16 protein-coding genes are annotated in these 12,555 nt (G+C 64.9%); 12 read left to right on the forward strand and 4 right to left on the reverse strand.

Annotated features, from left to right (window positions below; translation table 11 throughout):
• The gene (locus ABIC03_RS34240; protein WP_354064704.1) at positions 1-717 is read left to right on the forward strand and encodes an SIMPL domain-containing protein; all 717 of its coding nucleotides are present in this window, start codon (positions 1-3) and stop codon (positions 715-717) included.
• A 192-nt stretch (positions 718-909) separates the two neighbouring features.
• On the opposite strand, the gene ABIC03_RS34245 is transcribed toward ABIC03_RS34240, so the two are convergent.
• Complete coding sequence (locus ABIC03_RS34245) at positions 910-1,974, reverse strand: MBL fold metallo-hydrolase (protein WP_354064706.1); 1,065 nt, start codon at positions 1,972-1,974, stop codon at positions 910-912.
• Positions 1,975-2,423: 449 nt separating this feature from the next.
• On the opposite strand from ABIC03_RS34245, the gene ffh reads away from it, so the two are divergent.
• From ffh to ABIC03_RS34280, 7 genes are all read left to right on the forward strand, one after another.
• Positions 2,424-3,971 (forward strand): signal recognition particle protein, encoded by a 1,548-nt coding sequence (ffh, locus tag ABIC03_RS34250; RefSeq protein ID WP_354064708.1) that lies wholly within the window; start codon positions 2,424-2,426, stop codon positions 3,969-3,971.
• An 86-nt stretch (positions 3,972-4,057) separates the two neighbouring features.
• A complete protein-coding gene (gene rpsP / locus ABIC03_RS34255; RefSeq protein WP_354064710.1) occupies positions 4,058-4,390 on the forward strand; it encodes a 30S ribosomal protein S16 in 333 nt (110 codons plus the stop codon).
• Between the two features lie 9 nt (positions 4,391-4,399).
• A complete protein-coding gene (rimM, locus tag ABIC03_RS34260; RefSeq protein ID WP_354064712.1) occupies positions 4,400-4,966 on the forward strand; it encodes a ribosome maturation factor RimM in 567 nt (188 codons plus the stop codon).
• 117 nt (positions 4,967-5,083) lie between these two features.
• Positions 5,084-5,839 (forward strand): tRNA (guanosine(37)-N1)-methyltransferase TrmD, encoded by a 756-nt coding sequence (gene trmD, locus ABIC03_RS34265; RefSeq protein ID WP_354064714.1) that lies wholly within the window; start codon positions 5,084-5,086, stop codon positions 5,837-5,839.
• A 110-nt stretch (positions 5,840-5,949) separates the two neighbouring features.
• Positions 5,950-6,336, forward strand: coding sequence for a 50S ribosomal protein L19 (gene rplS, locus ABIC03_RS34270; protein ID WP_007604265.1), 387 nt, complete (start codon positions 5,950-5,952; stop codon positions 6,334-6,336).
• 326 nt (positions 6,337-6,662) lie between these two features.
• Positions 6,663-8,069: a 3-isopropylmalate dehydratase large subunit gene (gene leuC, locus ABIC03_RS34275; RefSeq protein WP_275174624.1), complete on the forward strand. Its 1,407-nt coding sequence runs from the start codon at positions 6,663-6,665 to the stop codon at positions 8,067-8,069.
• A gap of 95 nt (positions 8,070-8,164) precedes the next feature.
• A complete protein-coding gene (locus ABIC03_RS34280) occupies positions 8,165-8,374 on the forward strand; it encodes a hypothetical protein (RefSeq protein WP_275174623.1) in 210 nt (69 codons plus the stop codon).
• A 54-nt stretch (positions 8,375-8,428) separates the two neighbouring features.
• Here the strand turns inward: ABIC03_RS34280 and ABIC03_RS34285 are convergent, their stop codons facing one another.
• The 3 genes from ABIC03_RS34285 to ABIC03_RS34295 form a co-directional block, all read right to left on the reverse strand.
• The gene (locus ABIC03_RS34285; RefSeq protein WP_354064717.1) at positions 8,429-8,983 is read right to left on the reverse strand and encodes a hypothetical protein; all 555 of its coding nucleotides are present in this window, start codon (positions 8,981-8,983) and stop codon (positions 8,429-8,431) included.
• Positions 8,984-9,135: 152 nt separating this feature from the next.
• Positions 9,136-9,396 (reverse strand): hypothetical protein, encoded by a 261-nt coding sequence (locus ABIC03_RS34290; protein WP_354064719.1) that lies wholly within the window; start codon positions 9,394-9,396, stop codon positions 9,136-9,138.
• A 42-nt stretch (positions 9,397-9,438) separates the two neighbouring features.
• Positions 9,439-9,720, reverse strand: a complete 282-nt coding sequence (locus ABIC03_RS34295; protein ID WP_354065026.1) for a hypothetical protein — start codon at positions 9,718-9,720, stop codon at positions 9,439-9,441.
• Between the two features lie 155 nt (positions 9,721-9,875).
• Here ABIC03_RS34295 and ABIC03_RS34300 point away from each other — a divergent pair, with 155 nt between their 5' ends.
• The 4 genes from ABIC03_RS34300 to ABIC03_RS34315 all read left to right on the forward strand — a co-directional run bounded on the left by ABIC03_RS34300 (position 9,876) and on the right by ABIC03_RS34315 (position 12,552).
• Entirely contained in the window at positions 9,876-10,277 is a 402-nt protein-coding gene (locus ABIC03_RS34300; protein WP_007598813.1) for a metallopeptidase family protein, read from the forward strand.
• A gap of 89 nt (positions 10,278-10,366) precedes the next feature.
• Positions 10,367-10,972 (forward strand): 3-isopropylmalate dehydratase small subunit, encoded by a 606-nt coding sequence (gene leuD / locus ABIC03_RS34305; RefSeq protein ID WP_018459795.1) that lies wholly within the window; start codon positions 10,367-10,369, stop codon positions 10,970-10,972.
• Between the two features lie 81 nt (positions 10,973-11,053).
• A complete protein-coding gene (locus tag ABIC03_RS34310; protein WP_354064722.1) occupies positions 11,054-11,839 on the forward strand; it encodes a glycosyltransferase family 32 protein in 786 nt (261 codons plus the stop codon).
• 293 nt (positions 11,840-12,132) lie between these two features.
• Complete coding sequence (locus ABIC03_RS34315) at positions 12,133-12,552, forward strand: hypothetical protein (protein WP_354064724.1); 420 nt, start codon at positions 12,133-12,135, stop codon at positions 12,550-12,552.
• Positions 12,553-12,555: the final 3 nt, after the last annotated feature.

Genomic DNA, 12,555 nt, shown 5'->3' on the forward strand with positions numbered 1-12,555 from the left:
ATGAAAAAGCCTGCCATCCTTTCGACCTCCCTTGTCACCTGCTTTGCCGCCGCGCTGCTGGCAACGCCTGCGCTCGCCGACGATTTTCCGTCGGCGATTTCGGTGAGCGGCGAAGCCACGATCTCCGCCGCGCCTGATCTCGCGCAGATCGACGCCGGCGTCGCCAACGACGCCAAGTCTGCGAAGGAAGCTTCCGACGCCAACAACGCCGCGATGGGCAAGGTGCTGCTGGCGCTGAAGGGCGCAGGCATTGACGAGAAGGATTACCAGACCTCGCGGCTGTCGCTGCAGCCGCAATACGGCCAGAACAAATCCACCGGCGCCTCGCCGGTGGTCGGCTTCCGCGCCTCTAACCGCGTCACCGTGAAGATCCGCGACGTGACCAAGGTCGCCGCCATCATCGACACGCTGGTCGGCGCCGGCGCCAACGACATCGGCAACATCTCCTTCGAGGTGACGCAGGCCTCGAAACTGCTCGACGATGCCCGCGAGAAGGCTGTCGCAGACGCCCGCCGCAAAGCGGAGATCTACGCCAAGGCCACCGGCGTCACGCTCGGCGCGCCGCTCAGCGTGTCCGAAGGCGGCGCCCCGATGCCGCTGTTCAAGGGACGCATGGCCGCAGCTCCCATGGCCGCACCGCAGGCCGCGGTCGCGCCGGGCGAGGAAACGCTGGCGGTAACGGTGAATGTGAGCTGGGCGATCAAGGCGGGGCCCTAGGCGTACGAGGCACACTGCCAGCCACCACAACGGTGTCGTCCCGGCGCAGGCCGGGACCCATAACCACAGGGAGTGGTTGTGACGCGACACAGGTAACTCAGAATCTTCGCCAAACTTCTCCCTGCGGCTATGGGTCCCGGATCTGCGCTCCGCTTGTCCGGGACGACAGCGGAGATAAATCGCACGGAGACGTCAGATCTCCACCACCTGCCCAGGCTTCATTGCCACGAACCGCTCCTGCGGAACCTTCGCGGCATCGAGCGCCCCGACCAGCGCCTTCGCCGGCGCATCGATTGCTTCATCGGTCAGCTGAAACGTGCCGTGGTGATGCCCGAGTGCTTCCTGCGCGCCGCAATCCGCCAGCGCCTTCACCGCGTCTTCCGGGTTCATGTGCTGGTCGCGCATGAACCAGCGTGGCTCGTAAGCGCCGATCGGGAGGATCGCCAGGCGTAACGGCCCGTGCTTCTCGGCGACGCGGCGAAAATGCCCGCCATCGCCATAGCCGGAATCGCAGACGACGTAGATTTTCCCCGCAGGCGTCTCCAGCACGAAACTTGCCCATAGCGCCTTGTTGCGATCGAACATCCCGCGCGCCGACCAGTGCCGGGTCGGCACCAGCGTCACGGCGATGCCGCCGCCGAGTTCGACGCGATCGTGCCAGTCGAACGCTTCCACCTTGATCGTCGCATCGGTACTGCGCATCGTGACGTCATTGCCGAGCGGGGTCACCACACGCGGGGCAAAATTCTTGGCAAGCCGCGATAACGTCGCCATGTCGAGATGATCGTAATGGCCGTGCGAGACCAGCACGATATCGATCTTCGGCAAACGATCGAAGGCAATGCCGGGGTCGTTGTGCCGCTTCGGCCCGGCGAAGCTGACGGGCGAGACCCGCAACGACCAGACGGGATCGACGAGGATGTTGAGGCCGCCGGTCTGGATCAGCCAGCTGGCGTGGCCGACGAAGGACAGCCGCACCTTGTCGCCATCAACGCGGTCCGGCGGGGTGTCGGCATGAGGGCTCGGCGCCCAGTCCGGCCAGGTCGCGCGCTGCCGCTTGCCGCCGAATTGCCAGCGCAGGACCTCACGAAGCGATTTCGGCGGCGCGCCGTCCGGATCGAAGAAGTTCAGGCCGTCGAAATGGTCGGAGACCGGGCCGTCATAGGTTTTCATGCGGGACATCCAAAGAGAGGGCACGCCGACCAATGCGCTGGCACTGACGAGCAGTCCGAAAAGGCGGCGGCGGGTGATCGGCACGGATCTGGCTTCAGGGATGGTCGAAGGGGCAGGACATCACCGCTATATGGGCGGGGCCTGCGGAAAAGGAACCCGCCGCCGGAAAGTTCATCTTTTCAAGGCTTTGCCTTCCAAAGCGGCCCCGGCCACCCTAACTTTCCTTGACTTTCGGGCGGCCGCGGCGTTTAACCCGGCCACTTTCTCGGAAAGGCTTTCTTTTCGACCCGCCCACTGGCCCCAGAGGCCAGAGGCCAACGCCCGACAGCGCGATGCGCCCTCGGGCGTAAAGGTGTTTGGAAGATCGCTCGCCCAAGTGAGTGGTCATCCCCCGCGAAGGCGGGGGATCCAGTATCCCGGAAGCGGGTCGGCTAGAGCCGACGCGCCGCGGCGTACTGGATGCCCCGGTCAAGCCGGGGCATGACGACGGTGAATACGGCAACCCTGCGTAGGCAGGACAAGGGACAACGGCATTGTTCGACAATCTGTCGGAACGGCTTGGCGGCATTCTCGATCGTCTGACGGGGCGCGGTGCGCTGACCGAAAAGGACGTCGACGCCGCGATGCGCGAGGTGCGCCGCGCGCTGCTGGAAGCCGACGTCGCGCTCGAAGTGGTGCGCAGCTTCACCGAGCGGGTCCGCGAGCAGGCGATCGGCGCCACCGTCGTCAAGTCGGTGACGCCAGGCCAGATGGTGGTCAAGATCGTCCATGACGAGCTGATCAACACGCTCGGCGCCGAAAGCCAGACCATCGACGTCAATTCCGTGCCGCCGGTGCCGATCATGATGGTCGGTCTGCAAGGCTCCGGCAAAACCACCACCACCGCCAAGCTCGCCCGTCGCATGGTCCAGCGCGACAAGCGCAAGGTGCTGATGGCCTCGCTCGACGTCTACCGTCCCGCGGCGATGGAGCAGCTGGCCGTCCTGGGCCGCGATCTCGACATTCCGACGCTGCCGATCGTTGCCGGCCAGCAACCGGCTCAGATCGCGAAGCGCGCGCTGGAGGCTGGCAAGCTCGGCGGCTACGACGTCGTGCTGCTCGACACCGCCGGCCGCACCACGCTCGACGAAGAGATGATGGCCGAAGCAGCGGCGATCAAAGCCGCCGCCAATCCGCATGAAGTGCTGCTGGTGGCAGACAGCCTCACCGGCCAGGACGCCGTCAATCTCGCCCGCGCCTTCGACGAGCGCGTCGGCCTCACCGGCATCGTGCTGACCCGCGTCGACGGCGACGGCCGCGGCGGCGCCGCGCTGTCGATGCGTGCAGTGACAGGCAAGCCGATCAAGCTGCTCGGCACCGGTGAAAAGACCGATGCGCTGGAGGATTTCCATCCCGACCGTATCGCCGGCCGCATCCTCGGCATGGGCGACGTGGTGTCGCTGGTCGAACGCGCTGCCGCCAACATCGATGCCGAAAAGGCCGCACGCACCGCCGAGCGGATGCGCAAGGGTCAGTTCGACCTCAACGACATGCGCGAGCAGCTGTCGCAGATGGCCAATATGGGCGGCATCAGCGGGCTGATGGGCATGATGCCCGGCATCGCCAAGATGAAGAACCAAATCGCGGCCGCCGGCATCGACGACAAGATCTTGAAGCGCCAGGTCGCGGTGATCGATTCCATGACGCGCGACGAGCGCCGTCATCCCGATTTGCTCAAGGCCAGCCGCAAGAAGCGCATCGCCGCAGGTTCCGGCCAGAGCGTCGAGCAGGTCAACAAGCTGCTCAAGATGCACCGGAACATGGCCGATATGATGAAGGCCATGGGCTCGGGCAAGCGCGGTCCGCTCGCCGGCATTGCGCAGGCGATGGGCTTTGGCGGCGGCATGAAGCCGCCTTCGCCGGAAGAGATGAAGGCGCTGCAGGAGAAGATGCAGGGTGGCGGCGGACAAGGTCTGCCCAGCCTGCCGAAGGATTTGCCGCCCGGGCTGCGCCAGGGTCTGCCGAACGTTCCGGGCCTGACCGGGCTGAGCGGCAAGCCGATGCTGCCGGGCCTCGGCGGTTTCCCGGGCAAGAAGAAATGAGGAATTCGTCGCGGGAGATCGCAACGGTCTCGCGCAACGCGGAATACCAATCAACCGAACAAAACGTACTTTGAAGGAGAACTTAGATGTCTGTCGTTATCCGTCTCGCCCGTGCAGGCACCAAGAAGCGCCCCGTCTATCACGTCGTCGTCGCCGATTCGCGCTTTCCCCGCGATGGTCGCTTCATCGAGCGTCTCGGCTATTTCAATCCGCTGCTGCCGAAGGACAACGAGACCCGTCTGAAGCTCGACATGGACAAGGTGAAGGCCTGGCTCGCCAAGGGCGCGCAGCCGTCCGACCGCGTGTCCCGCTTCCTCGACGCCGCCGGCGTCAAGAAGCGCGAAATGCGCAACAACCCCGAGAAGGCCGTGCCGCGCAAGGAGCGCAAGGCGCAGGCCGAAGCCGCCGCGAAGGGTTAAGGCCAGATCATGCCGGCGCTGGTCTGCGTCGCGCGGATCGGCGCCGCGCATGGTGTGCGCGGCGCGGTCAAACTGTGGACCTTTACCGAAGATCCATTTGCCGTGCGGACTTACGGTCTGCTCTCGTCCAAGGACGGCAAGCGCCAGTTCGAGGTCGCAACGGCGCGCGCGGCCAAGGATCATCTGGTTGCGACGTTCAAGGGCGTCACGAGCCGCGATGAGGCCGAGCGCCTCAACGGCATCGAGCTCTACGTCGCGCGCGAAAAGCTGCCCGCGACGGACGAGGGCGAATATTACCACACCGATCTGATCGGGCTCGCCGCCGTCACCACGGCGGGCGATGCGCTCGGCCGCGTGCTCGCGATCCACAATTTCGGCGCCGGCGACATCATCGAGATCGCGCCGCCCAAGGGCACCACGATGCTGCTGCCGTTCACAGACGCAGTGGTGCCGGAGATCGACATCGCCGGCGGCCGCGTCGTGATCGCGCTGCCGCAGGAGATCGAAGGTGAGGATCCCGCCCTGGGTCGTCCCGGCCTAGTGCGCAACTTGCGCACGGGGGGCCGGGACCCATAACCACAGGCCAGAATTTTTAGCTAAGCTGATCGCTCCAGCCGTCGCAAAACGAAATGCGGTGGTTATGGGTCCCGGATCTGCGCTCCGCTTGTCCGGGACGACAATAACTGAGATCCGATGACCAATCCCTCACCCTGGTGCGCGACGGTGCTGACGCTGTTCCCGGAGATGTTTCCGGGGCCGCTGGGCGTGAGCCTGGCCGGCCGGGCGCTGGCTGGCGGGCTCTGGGAGCTGGAGGCGCGGGACATCCGGTCCTCGGCCACCGACCGCCATCGCAGTGTCGATGACACCCCGGCCGGCGGCGGACCGGGCATGGTGCTTCGGGCCGATGTTCTGGCGGCTGCCATCGATGCCGCCGGGATCGGCCCGGACCGGCCGAAACTGCTGATGAGCCCGAGGGGTCGGCCATTGACCCAGGCCCGGGTCACGGACCTGGCCAAGGGCCCGGGTCCCCTGATCGTCTGCGGACGGTTCGAGGGAGTGGACCAGCGCGTGATCGACGGGCGGGGCCTGGAGGAGGTCTCGATCGGGGATTACGTGCTCTCCGGCGGTGAAATCGCGGCCCTGGCCCTGATCGACGCCTGTGTTCGGCTGCTGCCGGGCGTGATGGGCAAGGAAGCCTCGGGAACCGAGGAAAGCTTCTCCGACGGCCTGCTCGAATACCCTCAATACACCCGGCCGCAGCTGTTCGAGGGGGCACCCATTCCGGAGATTCTGACCTCCGGTGACCATGCCAAGGTCGCCAGCTGGCGGCGGGCTGAATCCGAGGCCCTGACGGCGGCCCGGCGACCGGATATGTGGGCCCAAATTCCGAGCAAAGCCCCGATTCGGGCCGGACGCCAAAAAACGCCAAAAAACAAGACAGACGGGTGACAAACGCTCCGGCTTGCCTTATAGCAGCGGCCACATCCGCAATGGCTGGATAAACGAATTTCGCGCAGCCCCCGTTTTCCAAGGCTGGGCGCGCCGATGGAGATTTACCCATGAACCTGATCCAACAGCTCGAAAAAGAGCAATTCGACAAGCTCTCCGCCAGCAAGGAGATTCCGGAATTCGGTCCCGGCGATACCGTGATCGTCAACGTGAAGGTCGTCGAAGGCGACCGCACCCGCGTGCAGGCCTATGAAGGCGTTTGCATCGGCCGTTCCGGCGGTGGTCTCAACGAGAGCTTCACGGTGCGCAAGATTTCGTACGGCGAAGGCGTGGAGCGCGTGTTCCCGGTGATGTCGCCGATGATCGACTCGATCAAGGTGGTGCGCCGCGGCAAGGTGCGTCGCGCCAAGCTCTATTATCTCCGCAACCTTCGCGGCAAGTCGGCCCGCATCGTCGAGAAGAAGCAGGACCGCCCGGCTGCTGCCGTCAACGAGTAAGCTCCGCCTTACAGGCGAGTTACCGAGAGCGCGGGGCCAAACCCCGCGCTTTTTTGTTGCGTCAGCCGTGCGCGTCAAAGCCCTCGCGATTCCAATTCGGCCTGCTATATATTCTTGGAATGTTTCCAGATTTGACCAGCCCCTCGCCCGTCAAGCGCGTCGTCATCGACGATCGCTCGCGGCTGCCCGGCCGGTTCTTCGGACGCTTCGCGACCTCGGCAACGTCAGAGCTTACGCGCGCAGCCTAAAAGCTGCGCTGACGATTTTGTTGCCCCGCGCGCCAGCCGCGCAACCCGCTCTACACAACATTCCTGGAGCTGATGCTCATGTCCAAGCCGACCACATTGTACGACAAGATCTGGAACGACCATCTGGTGCACGAAGCCGAGGACGGCACCTGCCTGCTCTATATCGATCGCCATCTGGTGCACGAGGTCACTTCACCGCAGGCGTTCGAAGGCCTGCGCGCCACGGGCCGCAAGGTCCACGCGCCGGAGAAGACGCTGGCCGTCGTCGATCACAACGTGCCGACCACCGACCGCACCAAGCCGAACCCCGACCCTGAAAGCATCGAGCAGATCAAGGCACTGGCCGACAACGCCAAGGAATTCGGCATCGAATATTACGACGAGTTCGACAAGCGTCAGGGCGTCGTCCACGTCATCGGCCCCGAGCAGGGCTTCACGCTGCCCGGCACCACCATCGTCTGCGGTGACAGCCACACCTCGACGCACGGTGCATTCGGCGCGCTCGCGCACGGCATCGGCACGTCGGAAGTCGAACATGTGCTGGCGACGCAGACGCTGATCCAGAAGAAGGCGAAGAACATGCGCGTCACCGTCGACGGCAAATTGCCGGACGGCGTGACGGGCAAGGACATCATCCTCGCGATCATCGGCGAGATCGGCACCGCGGGCGGCACCGGCTACGTGCTCGAATACGCCGGCGATGCGATCCGCGCGCTCAGCATGGAAGGCCGCATGACGGTCTGCAACATGTCGATCGAAGGTGGCGCGCGCGCCGGCCTGGTCGCGCCGGATCAGAAGGCGTTCGACTTCCTGCGCGATCGTCCGAAGGCGCCGAAGGGCGCGGATTGGGATGCCGCGATGCGTTACTGGGAGAAATTGCGCTCGGACGAGGGCGCGCATTTCGACCACGAGCTGCGGCTCGATGCGGCAAAGCTGCCGCCGATCGTGACCTGGGGCACTTCGCCTGAGGACGTCATCTCGGTCACCGGCAGCGTGCCGGATCCCGACAAGATCGCGGACGAGGCCAAGCGTCTGTCGAAGCACCGCGCGCTGAAATATATGGGCCTGACCGCGGGAACGAAGATCACCGATATCAAGCTCGACCGCATCTTCATCGGCTCCTGCACCAACGGCCGGATCGAGGATCTGCGCGCCGCCGCCAAGATCGCGGAAGGCAAGCAGGTTGCAGGCGGCGTCAACGCCATGGTCGTGCCGGGCTCCGGCCTCGTGAAGGAGCAGGCCGAGGCTGAAGGTCTGGACAAGATCTTCATCAAGGCCGGCTTCGAATGGCGCGAGCCCGGTTGCTCGATGTGCCTCGCGATGAACCCCGACAAGCTGGCTCCGGAAGAGCGCTGCGCCTCGACCTCGAATCGCAACTTCGAGGGCCGCCAGGGCTTCAAGGGCCGCACCCATCTGGTGTCGCCGGCGATGGCGGCAGCCGCGGCGATCGCGGGTCACTTCGTCGACATCAGGGAGTGGCGGTAAGCTGCTCGCTGCAATTTGAGCGATCGCGGCAAACCGCCGTTAATCGGCAGCGCCGACACTGCGTCCTCGCGAGGGTTTCGCGAGGACACGAGCTCATGGCCGGCAAACCTGAATATGTCGATCTGATCAGCGCGGCGACGCCCCAGCATCGGCGGCGCGCGGCACCGCTGCGGATGATCGCCAGGCCCGAGGTCGAGGAGGCCTCGAAGCTCAGCCGCTGGCCGCCGGCGATGTTCAAGCAGTGGAAGCTGGAGAACCTCACGCGCTGGACGTCGGCGACGTGGAAACTGAAGGATTGGCTTTAAGCCACCGGATAAACAAAGGGCGCCGTCGAGGCGCCCTTTTCATTTCGATCGTGCTTACCAATAGCGATACGGATGGTGCCAGCGATGCCAGCGGCAGACGCGGCGCGGGCCGTAATAGGTCCAGATGACCCGGCAGCGACGCGGATGGCTGTAATAGGGATAGTAGCCGCCATAGTAGCGCCGGTGGAAATGGCGATGGCCGTAATAGGCGGGGCGATAGATGCCGTAGCGATGGAATCCGCCTCCGCCATAGTGGCGAACTCCGCCGTAGCGATAGCCGCCGCCATGAAAGGCGGGCGCGGCGCGGAAGCCACCCGCGTGGAAACCACCGCTGCGGAAGCCACCGATATGCCCTCCGCCGCCGTGGAAGCCGCCTCCACCATGGAAGCCGCCGCCGCCATGGAAGCCGCCGCCGTGTCCGCCGCCGCCACCGTGGCGAACCGGGATCATGTCGTCGCTTGCGGCCTTTGCCGCCGGCAACGCCGTCGGATTGATCGGGGTCATCGCTTCAGCAGGACGCGTGGTCCCGGCCGACAGCATCAGCGTCGCGGCGGCCGCAATCCCGAGCAAGCGCATCGGGCTTGCCCTGAGACCCAATATTCTCAGCATGGACTTCTCCCTGAATCTGGACAGCGGAGTTGCGACGCTCGTTTCCGGCGCGCGTCATCCCTGTTCATTGGCGGTCGCTCCCAAGATTAAATTAGGGACAGCGACGTGAATGCCTCATGAATGAACGACGGGTCCGGTGTCGTGTCGCGATGTCACCACCACGGCCCGAAGCCCAGCACGAACGGTGCGGGCACGCCGTAAGCATAAGGGCGGTAGTAGACAGGCCGCGCGTAGTAATGCGGATCAGGACGCGGAGCGTATCGCAGGACGTCGGACCGCACATGTCGGCGCCCGTCGAACACCGCGCGCCCGGCCGACGCATCGGGCAGCTTCGTCACCCTGTGCGCTGCGGACGCGTGAGGCAGGCCTGCGGCAAGCCCGACGGCAACCGCCAACGCGAACCATCTCGTCATGACGACCTCCGCCTCAGGCGCGCGACGGGCACGGCGTTCGTATCAGCCCCGGCGCCAGTAGCAGCTCATATGCGGCACGATCACCGTGCCGCTGGGGCGATATTCCTGCACATAGGTGGCGTTGCACTCGCGGACCGCATCGGGACCCGGGTTGTAGCGCGGATAGACGCCATCCGGAGTGTAATAGGGCGTGACGCGCAGGCGCGCCGGGGGCCGCTTGCGCGGAGCCGGGAGATCGTCTCGCGAGGCTGCCTGGGCCAGCCTGATCCCGGGAGCCGCGGTCTGGGCCTCCGCGCCAACGCAAAACTGCGAAAACAACCCCATGCACAGTAGCGTCAGCGCTGTTTTCGCTCGCATTTTTCCGCCCATTTGAACGTCCACTTCGAGGCCCTACGCTCCCCGTTTTGACGGCGCCCGTCAACCTCGCCGCGCTTATAAAGCCGGATGCATCGCCGCGAAACCCACGCTATGAGAAGCCCATGTGGACGGAATTGAAAGCGCCCTCGCTGGCCGAGATGGAAGCGATGGCGCACGAAGTGTTCGAACGCCTGCCGGCGGAGTTTCGTAGGCTGTGCGAGGGCGTGATCATCCGCGTCGACGACTTCCCCACCGAGGAGGTCCTGGACGAGATGGCATGCGAGAGCGAGTTCGACCTGCTCGGCCTGTTCCAGGGCGTCGGCCTGCCGCAGCAGAGTTTCGGCGACGTGGCGCGGCTGCCGAACATGGTCTGGCTCTACCGCCGGCCGATCCTGGATTACTGGGCCGAGCACGACGAGAGCCTCGGCCATATCGTCCGCCACGTCCTGATCCACGAGATCGGCCATCATTTCGGCCTGTCGGACGACGATATGGCCGCGATCGAGGCTCAAGAGCCCGGTTAGACAGACGAGACCTGCCGAATTCGGCCTAGGATTCGGGCCCCGATCGCGATAAATACCGGTTCCCTAGACCATCCCGGGAAAGCGCAACCATGGACAAGTTCACCACGCTGGAAGGCGTCGCGGCGCCGCTGAAGATCATCAATGTCGACACCGACATGATCATTCCGAAGCAGTACCTCAAGACCATCAAGCGCACCGGCCTTGGCAAGGGGCTCTTCTCCGAGCAGCGCTACAAGGACGACGGCAGCGAGAATCCGGATTTCGTGCTGAACCAACCCGCCTATCGCAATGCGAAGGTGCTGGTCGCTGGCGACAATTTCGGCTGCGGCTCGAGCCGCGAGCACGCGCCCTGGGCGCTGCTCGACTTCGGCATCCGCTGCGTGATCTCGACCTCGTTCGGCGACATCTTCTACAACAACTGCTTCAAGAACGGCATTCTGCCGATCCGCGTTGCCCAGGAAGACCTCGACAAGCTGTTCGACGACGCCGAGCGCGGCGCCAACGCGACGCTGACGATCGACCTGCCGAACCAGGAGATCCGCGGTCCCGACGGCGGCAAGGTCAAGTTCGAGATCGACCCGTTCCGCAAGCACTGCCTGATCAACGGCCTCGACGACATCGGCCTGACGATGGAGAAGAAGGCCTCGATCGACACCTATGAGGACAAGCTCAAGCGCGAACGCGCCTGGGCCTGAGGTTGATCTGAGTTTCGAGCCCCGGTGCTGACAGCGCCGGGGCTTTTTCTTTGCCAGCGTTGTCCTCTATAGCTTGCGCCCATGTTGCCTGACATCGTCACCTTCTGGCACGGCCCAATGGATGCCCTGCGCCAGACCTGTCTGCGCTCGCAGCTGGCTGCCGGCCACAAGGTCACGGTCTACAGCTTCGACACCATTCCCGGCCTGCCCGCAGGCATCGCGAATGCGGATGCCGAGGCGATCCTGCCGCATGCGTTCTCCGAACGATTGCGACCGCCGCAGCCGGACGGCAGCTGGCGCGACTGGACCACGCTTCAGTTCAGCGACTTCTTCCGCATGAAGCTGATGGCGAAGGGCCTCGGCCTCTGGCTCGACGCCGACGTGCTGCTGCTCAGGCCCGTCGAGATCGATCCGGCAAAGCCCTACTTCGCGTGGGAGCGGCCACGCCAGCTCGGCAACTCCGTGATTTACCTTCCGCCCGAACACGGCATCGTTGCCGCCTTCGAAGAGCTGATGGAGCAGGAGGAGCTGACGCCGAATTGGCTGTCGTTGCGCCATCGCGTCACGTTTGCGATGCGCCGCCTGCGCGGCGGCTCGAACCGCCTCTCCGACATCCGCGTCGCGATCTTCGGGCCGGCAGCGCTCACCGCGCTCGCGCGCCGCACCGGCGAGCTGCACCGCGCCTTGCCGAAGCAGTCGTTCTACGCCGTGCATGCCGAACCAAAATTGTTCTTCGATCCCTCAAGCTATCTCGGCCTCGTCACCGACCGCGACATCATCGGCCTGCACATCTCGCCCAAGGGCCGCGGCGGCGAGAAGCCGATCCCGGGCAGCCTGTATGCGTGGGCGGCGGAGCGGTTCGGGTAACTCTCCCCTGTGCCCTGGGGAAACCGCATAGAAACTTCGTAAAAGGTCGTCATGCCCGGGCTTGTCCCGGGCATCCACGTTCTTCGCGCTACCCGGTAAGGCGTGGATGGCCGGGTCAAGCCCGGCCATGACGATGTGGAAGGATTTGCGCCTGACAGGCGATCACGTTGCACCCGTCGCCGACACGCTGCAGCGCGTCCGGGCCACGAGAGTTGTGTTTGATCCAGCGCAACGCGCAGCTGCACCATTGTGCCTAGTCTTGCTCCAATTCCGCCGTTCGAATGGAGCTTCGCATGAGCACCGCAACCAGGCCTTATCCCATTGTCCAGGACCTCATCGAGTCCTTTGCAAGCTGGCTGAAGCATCGCCGCGAGCTGAACGAGATCCGGCACCTCGACCGGGCCGATTTCGACCGGATCGCGCAAGACTTGCGGATCGCGCCTGACGATCTGGAGGAGCTGGTCCGTCACGGCAAGCACTCCGCCGACGAGCTGCCGAAGATGCTTAAGCAGCTCGGCATCAGCGCCGAAGGGCTCGGCCGCGCGCATCCGCTGCTGCTGCGCGACATGGAGCGGGTGTGCGCACTTTGCAGCCACAAGGGCCAGTGCGATCGCGAGCTGGCCGACGGCACCGCCGTGGAGAACTACCACGGCTTCTGCGCCAATGCCTCGACGCTGGAATCGCTCGATCGTGCCGCGATCGTGCCGCGGTGACGC

Source organism: Bradyrhizobium sp. RT6a, assembly GCF_040547675.1.
Lineage (GTDB): Bacteria > Pseudomonadota > Alphaproteobacteria > Rhizobiales > Xanthobacteraceae > Bradyrhizobium.

Excerpts from the sequence above, each read along its gene's own strand:
- ABIC03_RS34240 (WP_354064704.1), top strand. The coding sequence starts at position 1 with ATGAAAAAGCCTGCCATCCTTTCGACCTCCCTTGTCACCTGCTTTGCC.
- rpsP (WP_354064710.1), top strand. The coding sequence starts at position 4,058 with ATGTCTGTCGTTATCCGTCTCGCCCGTGCAGGCACCAAGAAGCGCCCC.
- rimM (WP_354064712.1), top strand. The coding sequence starts at position 4,400 with ATGCCGGCGCTGGTCTGCGTCGCGCGGATCGGCGCCGCGCATGGTGTG.
- trmD (WP_354064714.1), top strand. The coding sequence starts at position 5,084 with ATGACCAATCCCTCACCCTGGTGCGCGACGGTGCTGACGCTGTTCCCG.
- rplS (WP_007604265.1), top strand. The coding sequence starts at position 5,950 with ATGAACCTGATCCAACAGCTCGAAAAAGAGCAATTCGACAAGCTCTCC.
- leuC (WP_275174624.1), top strand. The coding sequence starts at position 6,663 with ATGTCCAAGCCGACCACATTGTACGACAAGATCTGGAACGACCATCTG.
- ABIC03_RS34280 (WP_275174623.1), top strand. The coding sequence starts at position 8,165 with ATGGCCGGCAAACCTGAATATGTCGATCTGATCAGCGCGGCGACGCCC.
- ABIC03_RS34285 (WP_354064717.1), bottom strand. The coding sequence starts at position 8,983 with ATGCTGAGAATATTGGGTCTCAGGGCAAGCCCGATGCGCTTGCTCGGG.
- ABIC03_RS34290 (WP_354064719.1), bottom strand. The coding sequence starts at position 9,396 with ATGACGAGATGGTTCGCGTTGGCGGTTGCCGTCGGGCTTGCCGCAGGC.
- ABIC03_RS34295 (WP_354065026.1), bottom strand. The coding sequence starts at position 9,720 with ATGGGGTTGTTTTCGCAGTTTTGCGTTGGCGCGGAGGCCCAGACCGCG.
- ABIC03_RS34300 (WP_007598813.1), top strand. The coding sequence starts at position 9,876 with ATGTGGACGGAATTGAAAGCGCCCTCGCTGGCCGAGATGGAAGCGATG.
- leuD (WP_018459795.1), top strand. The coding sequence starts at position 10,367 with ATGGACAAGTTCACCACGCTGGAAGGCGTCGCGGCGCCGCTGAAGATC.
- ABIC03_RS34310 (WP_354064722.1), top strand. The coding sequence starts at position 11,054 with ATGTTGCCTGACATCGTCACCTTCTGGCACGGCCCAATGGATGCCCTG.
- ABIC03_RS34315 (WP_354064724.1), top strand. The coding sequence starts at position 12,133 with ATGAGCACCGCAACCAGGCCTTATCCCATTGTCCAGGACCTCATCGAG.